We start from the raw sequence: 13327 nt of genomic DNA on the forward strand, positions 1-13327 counted from the left end.
CCGTCCGGCGGCGAGCGCGTCGGGCGGCCCCGGTGCGCCAGCTCTCGGGCCCGGCGGCGTAGGCGGTCCCGGCCGCGGCGGCCGGGGGCAGCTGGCGGTGGAGCCGCCGAGACCGGCGAAGAGGAAGAGGGGGAGGACTGTGATGGCGAGGGCGCTCGTGCCGCTGGCCCACGCCGCGGTCTTGCCGAGCCGCATAGCACCCCTCCACTGTTCGTCACATTCTGAGGGCAGAGGATAACTAAACGTGTCGGCTGTTCGTTGAGCGGTGGGGCCTGAAGGAGAGGGAGACGCTGGCGATGGTGGAAGCCCACTCGGCTGTGACGGACGTTCCGTCTCCGCCGCCGCTGCCGCCGGTCGCGGTGGTGGGGTGTCACGGCGGGTGCGGGGCGACCACGGTGGCGCGTCTGCTGGCCCCGGCCGGTCGGGAAGTGCAGCGGGATCAGCTGCACACCCTGAGCACGGCGTTGGTGCTGGTGGCCCGGGGCACGGCCTACGGGATGCACTGGGCGACCCGGGGTGTGGCGTGTGCGCACCAGAACTTGGAGACCGGCTGGCTCTCTGCGCCTCCGCTGCTGGTTCTGGTCGCGGACAGCACGCTGCGCGAGCCGCGCACGGTGCGGGAGAGGCTGCGGCCGGTGCAGGACCGCGTCCGGGCCGTCGTCCGCTTTCCCTACGTACCGGCCTGGCGGGACACCGACGACCCGCTCACGGTCCCGCCCACCAAACCACTGACCGAGGCCCTGGCAGCGCTGCGGGCCGCCCTGGCTGTGAGGAGCGCCTGATGCATGTGATGCAGGAAGTTCTGCTGCTGGCAGCGGACATCCCCAACCCTGGCGCGAAGACCCCCACCGGCCTGACCGGGCCACGCTACACCCTGCTGGGCATCTTGAAGTGGGGCGGGTTCGCCATCGCCGCAGGCGAGCTTCATCTACACCGGCATCCGCATGCAGATCGGCTCGCAAGGCGGGCGCGGCGCGACGACCGGCCCGCTCCGCAGCCAGACGGTAGGCCCCGCAGCCACAGCGCGCGACGCCATGGCCATGGTGGTTCAGCACCTACCTGCAGGGTGCGGTCCCGCCTTCATCGGTACCCCTGAGGAACTCGCAGCCCACACAGCAACAACGCAGCAGAACCCCACACCACGACCTGGACGCTCGGGCGGGACGGAGGGTTCAGGCGAGGGCGTACAGGCCGGTGGCGAGGGTGAATCCCATCAGGCCGATGGTCGTCTGCATGACCGTCCACGTCATCAGGGTCGTCTTCACGTCCATCCCCAGGAAGCGGCCTACGAGCCAGAAGCCGGAGTCGTTCACGTGGCTGGCCGTCACCGAGCCGGCTGCCAGGGAGAGCACGATCGCGGTCAGCTCCACGGAGTTGTAGCCGCCGGACAGCACCACGGGTTGCACGAGTCCGGCGGCCGTCGTGAGCGCGACGGTGGCCGAGCCCTGGGCGATGCGCAGCGCGGTGGCGATCAGATAGGCCGCGATGACGACGGGGAGGCCGAGGTCGGACAACGTGTCCGAGAGCGCGTCGCCGATGCCGCTGGCGCGCAGCACGCCGCCGAACATTCCGCCGGCACCGGTGATGAGGATGATGGCGGCGACGGGGCCGAGCGCCGAGTCGGTCAGCTTCTCCACCACGTCGCGGCCGCGTCCGCGCCGGGTGCCGAGAACGTAGCCGGCTACGAACACGGCCACCAGCAGGGCGATCGGCGTGGAGCCCAGGGCCCGCGCAACCTGGTACCAGCCGGCGTCGCCGTCCGCCCAGCCGAGCGCGGACGCGGTGTCGAGCCCGGTGTTGGCGAAGATGATGGCGAGCGGGAGGAGCAGGAGGGCGATCACGGTGCCGGGGGGCGGCGGGTTCTCCTCGTGACCGGCCTGCGGGCCGCCGGTCAGGATGTCGGGGACGGGCAGCACGATGCGCCTGCCGACCCACAGTCCGAAGAGGTAGCTGGTGACGTACCAGGTGGGGATGGCTATGAGGAGGCCGAACAGGACGACGAGGCCGACGTCCGCGCCGAGCAGTTCGGAGGCGGCGACCGGGCCCGGGTGCGGCGGCACGAAGATGTGCATCACGGAGAAGGCGCCGGCCACGGGGAGTCCGAAGCGCAGGATGCCGCCGCCCAGCCGCCGGGCGACGGTGAAGACGATCGGCAGCATGACGACGAGGCCGGCGTCGAAGAAGATGGGGAAGCCGAAGAGCAGCGACGTCACGCCGAGGGCCAGCGGCGCGCGTTGTTCTCCGAAGCGCCGGATGAGGGCATCGGCGAGTGACTGGGCTCCGCCGCTGACCTCGACGAGCCGCCCGAGGACTGCGCCCAGGCCGACGAGCAGGGCGACGCCGCCGAGTGTGCTGCCGAAACCCTGAGTGAGGGTGTCCACCACCTGGTCGGCGGGGATGCCGGTGGCGAAGGCCGTGAGCAGGCTGACCGTCACCAGGGCCAGGAGCGCGTGCACCCGCAGCTTGATGATCAGGAACAGCAGCAGGGCGATGGCGGCGGCGGCGATGCCGAGCAGGGGGCCGGCGCCGAGCGTCTGCGTCCACGCGTCGGTGGTGTCCATGGGAAAAGCTCCGTTGCTTTCGGGGACATGGGTGGAGACGTGAGGGCTGCTGGGGGGGCTGGCCGGACGGAGGGGACCGCCCGTGGGTGGCTTGGGTCAGGCCGCCGGGGTCCGCCCGGGCGGACCCTTGCCGAGACCGAGTGCGGCCAGGGCGGCTTTCGTGATCTCTTCAGGGGTCTGGTCCAGGCCGACGCTCACGCCGTTCTCGTCGGGGGCCAGCGGCTCCAGGTCCGCGAGCTGGGAGTCGAGCAGTGCGGCGGGCATGAAGTGACCGGTGCGCGAGTGGAGTCGGGCGGCGATCAGTTCGGCGGTGCCGTCGAGGTGGACGAAGCGGACGTCGGCGGCGGCCCCGCGCAGCACGTCCCGGTAGCTGCGCTTGAGCGCGGAGCAACTGACCACGGTGGCAGCGCCGGTGGCCGCGCGGGCGGTGATCTCGTCCCGGACGTCCCGCAGCCACGGCAACCTGTCGGCGTCGGTCAGGGGTTGACCGGCCGCCATCTTCTCGATGTTCGCCGGGGGGTGGAACGCGTCGGCCTCGATCATGCCCGCCGCCAGGTGGTCGGCGGCCCGGCGGGCGATCGTGCTCTTGCCCGAGCCCGAGACGCCCATCACCACCAGGACCATCGGTGCCACGCCCACCCCCCTGAAAGGTATGACCAATCATCGAAAGGTAACACCATTGACTCAGGCGGGGAAGGCGTCGGTGCCGGGATACGCTTTCCCCGTGGCCACAGAGAACGGCGAGCACGGCAGCCAGCATGCGGGGAGCACCGCCGAGGTCCTGCACCGTTCCGTTCTCGACACCCTCGGGCTGGAGATCACCGGCGGCGCTCTCACAACCGGGCACGCCCTCACGCTGGACGGCATCCAGGAACGCTTCGACGTCTCCCGCACCGTGGCCCGCGAGACGATGCGCGTCCTGGAGTCGATGGGTCTGGTGGTGTCCCGGCGCAGAGTCGGCATCACCGTCCAGGCGCCTTCCTCGTGGCATGTCTACGATCCACGCGTCATCTGGTGGCGCCTCTCCGGCCCCGGCCGGGATGCACAACTGCGCTCCCTGACCGAACTGCGCATCGCGGTAGAGCCACTCGCCGCCGCGGCGTCGGCCCGCTATGCCTCCCCCGGCCAGCGTGAACGGCTGGTCCACCTCGCACAGGACATGCGCCGCTTCGGCGAGAGCGGACGGCTGGCGCCCTTCATGGACCTCGACGTCCACATGCACGCACTGCTGCTCACCGCCAGCGGCAACGAGATGTTCGCCGCCCTCACCGACGTGGTCGAAGCCGTCCTGCGCGGCCGGACCCAACTCGGTCTCATGCCGCACCGTCCCGTCCCCGAGGCGCTGGACCTCCACGAACGAGTAGCCCACGCCGTGGCGGAAGCGGACCCCACCACGGCAGAACAGGCGATGCGCCACCTGCTGACCGAGGTGCACCACGCCATACCGCCACCCTGAGAATCGGCTGCCGGCCGATCGTGGGAGCCGAAAGCCGTCCGCGCTCCGAGTGCCGGAAGGCCAAGAGGCCGTCGGCGGCGACGCGTGTGACGGTGTGCCGCCCTCCGTCGACCGACCGGTCCGTGCTCCTGACGACCCTCTTCGGCGGCCCTGCGGACCCCGCCAACCGATCTCCCGGCCGACCGGCGCCCCCTTCACGGACGCGTTCCCGACGACCGAAGCGAACCGAAGGCCCTGGGCAGTGGCGAGGGCCTCCTCGAACTCGGCGAGCGCTTCGGCCGCCCGGGCGCGTTCGGCACAGTCGTGCAGCTCGGGAGCCCCGGTGGACAGCACGAGACGCAGGGGGGATGCCGCCGTCTCAGCGGGCCAGCAGATCCCCGATCGCCGCCACGATCTCCTCGGGTGCCTCCTCGGCCATGAAGTGCCCCGCTCGGGTCAGCCGGTGGTCCAGGTCCGGAGCCCACGCCCTCCATACGGCAGCAGCGTCATAGCCCAGCTGCGCGCCCCAGTCCTGCTGGACGACCGTCACGGGCATGGCCAGCTGCGACCCGGCGTCCAGGTCCGCCTGGTCATGCCTGACGTCGATGCCCGCCGAGGCCCGGTAGTCCGCGACGATCGACGTCACCGCCGCGGCACTCGCCCGCAGGTACTCGGTACGGACATCCTCCGGCATCGTGGCCGGGTCGTTGGCCCAGGCGTCGAGGAACGAGCCGAAGAACGCGTCCGCGCTGTTGGCGATCATCGTCTCCGGGAGACCTGGCGGCTGCGCCATGAGGAAGAGGTGGTAGCCGACCGCTGCCGACGCGCCGTGCAGGACGTTCCACATGTCGAGCGTCGGCACGATGTCGAGGATGCCCAGGTGCGTGATGGCCCCGGGGTGGTCCAGCCCAGCCCGGAAAGCGACCAGGGCGCCCCGGTCGTGGCCGACGAGGGCGAAGCGCTCGTGGCCGAGGGACGCCGCCAGGGTCACGACGTCGGCGGCCATGGTGCGCTTGGCGTACACGTCGGAACCGGTGACCGTCGGCTTGCCGCTGGCGCCGTAGCCTCGCAGGTCAGGGCAGATCACCGTGTGTCCGTCGGTGAGCCGCTCGGCGACGTGTCGCCACATCAGGTGGGTCTGGGGAAAACCGTGCAGCAGCACAACCGGACTGCCGCTGCCGCCGACAGCGGCGGCCAGCTCCACACCGTCCGCACCGGGCAGGCGGATGTGATCAAAGCCGGGAATGGTGAGCGTCATGAGAGGCCGTCTTTCGGGCGCGGGTGAACTGACGGGATCAGCCTGGGCGACGGCGATCAGCAGCCGGTCAGTGCGGTGGGGCGCAGTCGATCCCCGGCGCGGATGATGGGGGCATGCGAATCGACGTGCTCGGTGCCGTGCGGGCCTTCCGCGACGACGGCAGTTCGGTTGACCTGGGCGGACCCCGGCATCGCGAGGTACTCGCCCGGCTTGTCGCCGCCGAGGGACGGATGGTCACCACCGACGGTCTCGTCGACGACCTGTGGACCGATCCGCCGGTTCGCGCCGTGGGCGCTCTGCGTACGTTCGTCGCCGCGCTGCGCCGCGCCCTCGAACCCGGCCGGCCGCCCCGCAGACCGCCGCGCGTACTCGTCACCGAAGGCCCCGGCTACGCGCTGCGCCTGCCGCGCGAGGACGTGGACGTCCACCGGTTCCAGGACACCCTGGCCCGGGCCCGGCGCGACCCCGACGCCGTGACCGACCTCGGCACGGTACTCGCGGACTGGCGTGGACCCGCTTACGCCGATGTGACCGGCTCCGCATGGGCGCAGCGCGAGCGGACCCGGCTTGAGGAGCTGAGGCTGGAGGGTGCTGAGCTGCGCGCACGCCTCCTCCTCGATTCAGGGGAAGGCGCCGGTCTCGTCGCCGAACTGGGTGCCCACATCGCCGAACATCCGTGGCGCGAGCCGGCCTGGGGACTGCTCGCCCGTGCGCTCCACCAGGCAGGCCGCCGGGCCGAAGCGCTGGCCACCCTCCGACGCGCCCGCACGATGCTCGTTGACGAACTCGGGCTCGACCCCGGCACCGGCCTCCAACGCCTGGAGACGGACCTCCTCAACGGGGCCGTGCCCCCCGACGGCGCACGTACCGCATGGACCGGTCGTGGTGTCCGTCTCGGCCCGCGCACCACCGTGAATCTGGCCCGCACCCTCGCGCTGGCGGGTGGCGAGGCCCTCGTCCACTCACGGCGCGACCGCCTCGCCGCCGTCCAGACGGCGGAACGCACGGGAGACGCCGCCCTGACGGCCCGGATCATCGGCGCGTACGACGTGCCCGCCATCTGGAGCCGGGCCGACGACCCCGAGCAGTCCCGCGCCGTCGTCGCCGCTGCCGAGCGCACTCTCACCGCGCTCGGCCCCGACGGCCCCGCCGACCTGACCGGCCGCCTCCTGGCCACGGTGGCCGTCGAGAGCCGCAGCGCCGATCTGTCCAGGTCCGAGCTGCAGCGCGCACAGCGGGCAGCACGGCAGGCCGAGGCACTGGCACGAGACCTGGCTGATCCCGCCCTGCTGGCGTTCGCCCTCAACGGGGTGTTCCTGCACTCCTTCACCCGTCCCGGACTCGCCGCGGCGCGGGACCGGATCGGCGCCGGGATCCTCGACCTGGCCACCCGGCACCAGCTGCCGAACTTCGCCGTACTCGGCCGACTCGTCCGCCTGCAATCCGCCTCGGCCCTCGGCGACCTCAGCGCCGCAGCCGCACACGCCGAGGCAGCCGAACAGCTCGCCGACACCACCGAGGCACCCCTTGTCCCCGTCCTCACAGGGTGGTTCCGGGCACGGGCCGCAGCCGCCCGCAGCGCAGAACCCGGCGGACCGACGCCCGCCACAGCGGCAGCCCGGTACCGCGCTGCCGAAGACGCCCTTCAGAGGGCTGGAATGCCGGGGCTGCATCGGGGCCTGTTCCCGCTCGCCCTCCTGGGACTGCGCCTGCTGCACGAACGGCCCGCGCCCACCGACCCGCACCTCGACTGGGGGCCGTACCGGTCCTGGGCGCGCCCCCTCGTGCTGCTCGCCCAGGACCGCGTCGAGGACGCCCGTGCTGCCCTCGACGCGGTGCCCGAACCACCGCCCGACCACGTGCAGGAGGCGCTGTGGTGCCTGACCGCCCGCGCCGCCGCACGCCTCGGAGAGCGCGGAATCGCCGCCCGCGCCGAGGCTGCCCTGCGCAATGCCCGGGCCGAAGACGCCGGTGCCGCCAGCGGAATGCTGACCCTGGGCCCGGTGGCACGCTACCTGGCCGAAGCGAAGGCGTGCGCCGCAGCGGGGTAGGCGATCCGAAACGACGCGAACACCGGGCTCGTGCGCGAGCTGGAAGTGGAGGCACCGGAGTGCGCGTGGGCCAGGGCTCGTCGGCCGGCCACAGCAGCCGTCCGCCGACGGAGCCGTCGCCCGGGCCCGGCCGGCTCGGGCCTCGCGCTGTGCTTCCCCCGTACGCGTGCCGCATCGCCCTCCTACCTGGAACGGCCTCTGATCAGTGGCTCTCCGACACGGCGGACGTCAGTAGCGGTGGCGTGTCATGTGGACCAGTCGTTCGGGTTCCAGGTCCGCCTCCTGGACGGCCTCGGCCGCGCGTACGGCTTCCACGGCCGCGAACAGCGGTTCTCCCAGGGCCGCGCGCAGCGGTGCCGAAGCGCGCAGCCGGTCCAGCGAGTCGGTCAGCGAACCCGGGAGCCGGGATGGTCGGTCCGGCAGCGTGTGGGGGTCGCCGGTGACCGGGGGCGGCAGTGTCAGATGCTCCGCCAGCCCTGCAAGGCCCGCCTCGATGACGGCGCCGACGAGCAGGTAGGGGTTGGCGGCGCCGTCGAAGCACTTCAGTTCGGCGTTGGCGCCGGCGGCGTCGCCGGGGCTGATGAACCGCAGCGCGGCCTCCCGGTTCTCGATGCCCCAGCAGTGGCAGGCCCCCGCCCAGCGGGAGGGCTGCAGCCGCAGGTAGCCGGCGGGGGTGGGCGCGCCCAGCGCCCACCCCCGCCAGGTAGGCGCTCATCTCCAGCAACCGGGCCATGCCGTAGGCGGGTCCGGCACAGGCAGGCCGGTCCGTTCCGTGGTCCCCGGGGAGGGAGACGGTCCACTCCGTCTCAAAGCCCGCCCGCAGGGTCAGTCCCCGCTCGGCGGCCCGCTCCTCTGCTCGGCGGACGAAGGCGCGCTGGCAGGTGGCGGCGGGCTGGCCGGACTGCTCGTGCCGGTCGGCCGGAGCCCAGGCCCATCCGGCGGGGGCGGTGAGTGCCGTCAGCCGCAGCGTAAGTACGACGAACGTGGCGGCCTCGAAGCGGCCCCTCGCCTGGCTCCCGCTCACCGACGTGATCGAGAACGGCCGGCGAGCCCTACCCCGTCGTCGCTGCCTCGGCGAAGCTGCTCACACCCCCGCTGCGCGCTGAGATCGGCAGGGGAAGCCTGCTTGCCTCGGCGCGGAGGGACGGGCTGCCTCAAGGTCGCCGGGGACTCGGCCAGGCCGTGCGTCGGCCGCAGCGGTGATGGACGGCACGACGTCGTCGGTGCCCGGTGCGGTGAGCTCTGCGTGGCGAGCGGGGAGGGCCGGTCGGCCGTTCCGTGCCCCCGCGGCCGGTGACGGCGATGCCCGACCCGCACGCGGCCTCGCCGCGGGTCCCGTGCGGCGGCGTGTCCGCGACCCGGCACGTCGACGGAACGCTGCCGAGCGGCCGGCTCGCCTACGAGCAGCGGGCCGGCGCGAGGGGGTGTCTGCGCAGGCCCGCAAGAGGGCCGCCGGCCTCCCCCGCCACGAATCCCGCCTCCCCGGGCGAGGGCTGAGGGGACGAACGAGGCTCCGCGTCAGCCCCGGCCCAGGACGCAGAACTGGTTGCCCTCCGGGTCCGCCAGGACGATCCAGGAGACGTCGCCCTGACCCACGTCGGCCCGTGTCGCGCCGAGACCTTCGAGCCGGGCGACCTCGGTCAGCTGATCCTCGACCGGACTGGACATCACGTCAAGATGGACGCGGTTCCACACGACTTCGTCCTCCGGGGTGCGCCGGAACTCCAGGTACGGCCCGACGTTCCTGACGGAGCGCAGCAGTGCGCGGTCGTCGGTCAGTTCGTGGACGGTCCAGTCGATCGCCTCGCCCCAGAACCTGACCATGGCCCGTGGGTCAGCGCAGCCGACGACCACGGCGGCTATGGGACCGGTGTCCCGGTAGAGCTCTCGGGGTTCCAGGACGCTGAAGACGTTGCCTTCCGGGTCGGCCATGACCGTCCACGGCACGTCGCCCTGTCCCACGTCGGCAGTGGTCGCCCCGAGTTCCTTCAGACGTGCGACCCACTCTTCCTGATGGGCATCGGACGTGGTGGCGAGCTCGATGTGCACGCGGTACTCCACCGTCTCCGGGTCCGGTACGCGCACGAGGTCGATGCAGACGGCTGACGGGTCCGGCCAGTCGAAGCCCACGGGCTCCAGGTTGGTGACTCCGGGCCCTTCGCTGGACATCCCCCAGCCGAGCGCGTGGGCCCAGAACCGGCCGAGCCCCGACTCGTCACGGGCCTTGAAGTTCACTTGAACGAGTTGCAGCGTCATGCCGCACACCCTAGAGGTTGCCCGATCACTGCTGGTCGAGACCGTGACGATCTCGGCGTGGGCGCAGCGTGGCCATGGCGTCGGATCTGACCGGAGCGGCGCCCGTTCGCCGGGCCGAGCCTCGCGGGTTGGCGGACCACGGTGCGCCACGACGTCACGGACGTGGTACGGCGCGGCGCCCCGTCGAGGTGGCCGGTCAGCGGGAGTTCGGCGTGCCGGCGGCTGCGGGCTCAGCCTCCGGCATCTTGACTCCGGCTGGACCGACCGGTCTACTGCCCGTGTGGACAAGACACCCCACACCGCTGCCGACCGGTTGGTCGCCACCGCCGCGGAGTTGCTGTGCGAACGCGGTTTCCACGGTTCCGGGCTCACCGAGATCCTGAGTACGAGCGCAGTGCCCAAGGGTTCGCTGTACCACCACTTTCCCGGCGGAAAGTCCCAGCTCGCCGCCGAGGCCGTACGACGGTCCGCCGCCGGCTCGGTGGCGGCCCTGGAGCGCTTCGCCGACCGGGCGGGCACCGTTGGCCAGGCGGTGCGCGCGTTCTGTGAGCGCTACGCCGATGACCTGACGGCCAGTGACTTCCGGCGCGGCTGCCCGCTGGCCGCCGTCGCCGCCGAGAGCGGTGCGCTGCCGGAGGACGTGCGCCAGAGCATCGGCGAGGCGATGGACCTGCTCATCGCCACCTTCACACGACGTGTCAGGGCGGAGAGTCCGGCCCACCCCGCGCCCAGGGAGCTGGCCGTGGAGATCGTCGCCGCGATCGAGGGCGCGCTGCTGCTCGCCAAGTCCCTCCGCTCCACCGAGCCGCTGACGATCATCGGCGAGCGGCTCACCGAACGCATGGCCTCCGAACTGCATCCGTGAGGAGAGAGCGCACATGAGCGCCACCACCGAGCCCGTCGAGCTGACGATCCCCGCGCGGGACGGCTACTCCCTGGCCGCCACCCGCTACGGCTCCGGGCCGAACACCGTCGTCATCAATTCGGCGACGGCCGTACCCCGTGGTTACTACCGGTCCTTCGCCACCGCCCTGGCCGAGCGCGGGTACAGCGTCTACACCTACGACTACCGGGGCATCGGCGACTCCCGTCCACCGGCCACGCTGCGCGGTTTCCCGGCCACCGCCACCGACTGGGTGCTCAGTGACATGGCCGGCGTCCTCGACCACGTGACGGAGACCGTCGCGGCGGGACGGCTGCTTCTGATCGGTCACAGTTTCGGCGGGCAGGTGGCCGGGCTCCTCGACAACACCGACGCGGTAGCCGGGATGGTCACCGTCTCCGCCCAGAGCGGCTACTGGCGCTACCAAGCCCGCGGCCAACGCCTCCCGGTCGCCTTCCACACCCGCGTCACGCTGCCGCTGCTGTCCCACGCGGTGGGCTACGTGCCCTGGAGCCGGCTGTCGTCGTCGGCCCTCGACCTGCCCAAGGGGGTGGCGTTGCAGTGGTCCCGCTGGTGCCGCGACCCCAGGTACCTGCTCGCGGACGACACACTCCCCACGGAGCGCTACGAGAAGTTCGACGCTCCCGTCCTCGCCTACTCCGTCGAGGACGACTCCTGGGGCACGGCCCGCTCGGTCGACGCCATGATGAGCGCCTACCCCAACCTGGAGCGTCGCCATCTGGACCCGGCCGATCACCAGCTGCGCAAGCTCGGCCACTTCGGCTTCTTCCGCCGCGGTGCGCAAGCGGTCTGGGCCGATGCCTTCGCCTGGCTCGACGACCGCATGGATTCCGTGGCCGCGTGACGCACCCGGCGGCGGCGTCGGTCAGGGCGCCGTCAGCGGTGTACACCGTCGCGGTGACCAGCCGTACCGGGCCGGGCCCGGGTGGCTCCGCACCCCCACCGGCCCCACGGCCGTGGGGGCTCACGGACGGCGGGGAAGGGGGATCTCCCGGAGCGGGTCACCGCCGTCGACGAAGAGGCGGGCCGTCGGGGTGGTGGCCTGGGCGACGCGCCACAGCACCCGCCGACCCGCTGACGGGTGGCGTCCGTCCAGGGCGCCGACGCGGACGGCGAACACGAGGTCGAACGGCTGCTCCCCGGGATCCAGGGCGAACTCCTCGGCAGCGACCTCGCGGACGCTCATGCGACCCGAGGCGATCTCGCGGGCCGAGGCTCTCTCCGCCCGGGCGATGGCGGCAGCGGATCGGTCGATGGCCAGGATGTGGCCCGTGGTGAGCCGGGCTGCGACGGCGCGCGCGGCAGCTCCGGGTCCGCATCCGATCTCCAGCACGCGCGAGTCTCCCCGGACGGGCAACGCCTCGATGATCGCGGCGAGTCGCGGTGGGACACGGGAGGGCACGTCGTCCAGGCTAGGCGAACCGGGCACGGGGCGTGGGCTTGCCGCGCCGGGGAGCGGTCCAGGGGCCGGGAGGGTCGGCGGCGCACGCCCGGGACCGGCTCGCGCCTGCGGCGCCGCAGGGGGCGCGGGCGCGGCCGGCCATCTCGCCCGGGTGCCTTCGACCTGCTTCAGGAGCCGTCGCGGCAGGCCGGGTGGCCCCAGCCGGCCGGGAGCTTGGTGATCTTCTCCCCCGCTGCGTAGCGCGACTGGCAGTGGCCGCAGCGACCGGGGAACTTGGCCTTGATCACAGCGGTCGCCCCGTCGCGTGGGGCCCGACTCGTCGGTGCCTTGGGCGAGCGGGCCGCACGCGGCCTGTCCTCCGTTTCGGGGCTCGGCTGCGGGAATCCGGTGGTGCCCTGCCCGGTGCCGGCGCTCTCCTGGCGGGTCGCGGCGGTGCTGGCCGCCGCGTCGGCGATGGCGTTGAGGGGGTCGCCGTCGACCCGGTGGGCGAAGACGTGCTTGAACATGACGTCACGGTCGCCGAGCAGGGCATCGATGCGGACGACCAGGTCCTTGTTGGCCACGGGCTTCTTCGACGCGGTCTGCCAGCCGTTGCGCTTCCAGCCGGCGATCCACTTCGTCACCGCGTTCATGGCGTACTGGGAGTCCATCCGGATCTCCAGCGGCACGGCCGGGTCGGTCGACTCCAGCAGCTCGGCGAGCGCGGTGAGCTCGGCCACGTTGTTCGTGGTTCGGCCGAGCGGGCCCGCCTCCCAGCGCTGCGGGGCGCCGGCTGCGTCCGCCAGTACCCAGGCCCACCCCGCGGGTCCGGGATTGGTCTTGGCAGCCCCGTCACAGGCCGCGATCATGCGTTCTGACATCCTCCGATCATGCCAGGCCCGCGCGTGCGCGCGGTCACGGCCGGCGGCCGGGGCACGGGCCAGCCGGGGCAGCCGGGCCTCGGGGGCGGTCCCGTCCTCCTGGCTCCGGGAAGCGGGACGCGCGGAGGGTCAGTCCCGGGCCGTCGTGGACAGCGCGTCCGAGATCAGGCGGGTGGCGAAGTCGGGGTCGTTGGTGAGGCGGTTGATGCGGTCCGCGAGGAGGAACGCGGTGGCTTCCAGGGGCGTCAGTTCGTCCCGGGTCCAGCGCCCGAACTGCCGGCGCCACAGGCTGGGGCTCAGCCCGGTTCCCGCGGCGATGAGAAGGCCGGCCATGGTGGGGATGGTCTCGGGGCCGATACTCCTGGGCATCATGCGCATGGTTTTCCACCAGATCGGGAACCACCTCGGCGATGACGTCCCTGTCGTGGTGCTCGTAGGCTCCGCGCAGCCATTTCATGAACATGTAGATGAGCGTGCACGCTCCGTCCAGCAGGTCGTCGGCGCCTCTGGAGCCCAACGCGGGTACGGGTGCCAGCGATCGTCCCGACCCGCGCAGCCTGCCGGCCTGAGCGCTTGCACCGGAGGGTGACGCCTCGTCAA

12 protein-coding genes and 2 pseudogenes are annotated in these 13327 nt (G+C 72.5%); 6 read left to right on the forward strand and 8 right to left on the reverse strand.

The genetic code is table 11. The annotated features are described in order from the left end of the window. Window positions 1-428 precede the first annotated feature (428 nt). The gene (locus O7609_RS00525; RefSeq protein ID WP_269742904.1) at window positions 429-782 is read left to right on the forward strand and encodes a hypothetical protein; all 354 of its coding nucleotides are present in this window, start codon (window positions 429-431) and stop codon (window positions 780-782) included. A 162-nt stretch (window positions 783-944) separates the two neighbouring features. After that, a pseudogene (locus O7609_RS00530) lies at window positions 945-1079 on the forward strand (DUF6193 family natural product biosynthesis protein); the annotation flags it as partial. 93 nt (window positions 1080-1172) lie between these two features. Here O7609_RS00530 and O7609_RS00535 read toward each other — a convergent pair. Together O7609_RS00535 and O7609_RS00540 are read right to left on the reverse strand one after the other, a co-directional pair. Beyond that, the gene (locus tag O7609_RS00535) at window positions 1173-2561 is read right to left on the reverse strand and encodes a GntP family permease (RefSeq protein WP_269732942.1); all 1389 of its coding nucleotides are present in this window, start codon (window positions 2559-2561) and stop codon (window positions 1173-1175) included. 96 nt (window positions 2562-2657) lie between these two features. Next, window positions 2658-3185, reverse strand: a complete 528-nt coding sequence (locus tag O7609_RS00540) for a gluconokinase (RefSeq protein WP_269736950.1) — start codon at window positions 3183-3185, stop codon at window positions 2658-2660. A gap of 100 nt (window positions 3186-3285) precedes the next feature. On the opposite strand from O7609_RS00540, the gene O7609_RS00545 reads away from it, so the two are divergent. Continuing rightward, window positions 3286-4017 (forward strand): FadR/GntR family transcriptional regulator, encoded by a 732-nt coding sequence (locus O7609_RS00545; protein WP_269732943.1) that lies wholly within the window; start codon window positions 3286-3288, stop codon window positions 4015-4017. Between the two features lie 358 nt (window positions 4018-4375). Here the strand turns inward: O7609_RS00545 and O7609_RS00550 are convergent, their stop codons facing one another. Continuing rightward, the gene (locus tag O7609_RS00550; protein ID WP_269732944.1) at window positions 4376-5254 is read right to left on the reverse strand and encodes an alpha/beta fold hydrolase; all 879 of its coding nucleotides are present in this window, start codon (window positions 5252-5254) and stop codon (window positions 4376-4378) included. Window positions 5255-5367: 113 nt separating this feature from the next. Between O7609_RS00550 and O7609_RS00555 the strand changes: the two genes are divergently transcribed. Continuing rightward, window positions 5368-7305, forward strand: a complete 1938-nt coding sequence (locus tag O7609_RS00555) for an AfsR/SARP family transcriptional regulator (RefSeq protein WP_269742905.1) — start codon at window positions 5368-5370, stop codon at window positions 7303-7305. 228 nt (window positions 7306-7533) lie between these two features. On the opposite strand, the gene O7609_RS24535 is transcribed toward O7609_RS00555, so the two are convergent. Beyond that, a complete protein-coding gene (locus tag O7609_RS24535; RefSeq protein ID WP_332330059.1) occupies window positions 7534-7992 on the reverse strand; it encodes a hypothetical protein in 459 nt (152 codons plus the stop codon). Window positions 7993-8823: 831 nt separating this feature from the next. Continuing rightward, window positions 8824-9561, reverse strand: coding sequence for a VOC family protein (locus O7609_RS00565; protein ID WP_269732946.1), 738 nt, complete (start codon window positions 9559-9561; stop codon window positions 8824-8826). Window positions 9562-9841: 280 nt separating this feature from the next. Here O7609_RS00565 and O7609_RS00570 point away from each other — a divergent pair, with 280 nt between their 5' ends. Then, complete coding sequence (locus tag O7609_RS00570; RefSeq protein WP_269732947.1) at window positions 9842-10426, forward strand: TetR/AcrR family transcriptional regulator; 585 nt, start codon at window positions 9842-9844, stop codon at window positions 10424-10426. Window positions 10427-10439: 13 nt separating this feature from the next. Then, on the forward strand, window positions 10440-11309 hold the full coding sequence (locus O7609_RS00575) for an alpha/beta hydrolase family protein (RefSeq protein WP_269732948.1): 870 nt from the start codon (window positions 10440-10442) through the stop codon (window positions 11307-11309). A 120-nt stretch (window positions 11310-11429) separates the two neighbouring features. Here O7609_RS00575 and O7609_RS00580 read toward each other — a convergent pair whose 3' ends face one another. The 3 genes and pseudogenes from O7609_RS00580 to O7609_RS00590 all read right to left on the reverse strand — a co-directional run bounded on the left by O7609_RS00580 (window position 11430) and on the right by O7609_RS00590 (window position 13283). After that, entirely contained in the window at window positions 11430-11867 is a 438-nt protein-coding gene (locus O7609_RS00580; RefSeq protein ID WP_269732949.1) for a methyltransferase domain-containing protein, read from the reverse strand. A 167-nt stretch (window positions 11868-12034) separates the two neighbouring features. After that, a complete protein-coding gene (locus tag O7609_RS00585) occupies window positions 12035-12727 on the reverse strand; it encodes a ribonuclease H family protein (protein ID WP_269732950.1) in 693 nt (230 codons plus the stop codon). Between the two features lie 129 nt (window positions 12728-12856). After that, window positions 12857-13283, reverse strand: a pseudogene (locus O7609_RS00590) (hypothetical protein). Window positions 13284-13327 lie beyond the last annotated feature (44 nt).

The organism is Streptomyces sp. WMMC1477 (assembly GCF_027460245.1).
Classification (GTDB): Bacteria; Actinomycetota; Actinomycetes; order Streptomycetales; family Streptomycetaceae; genus Streptomyces.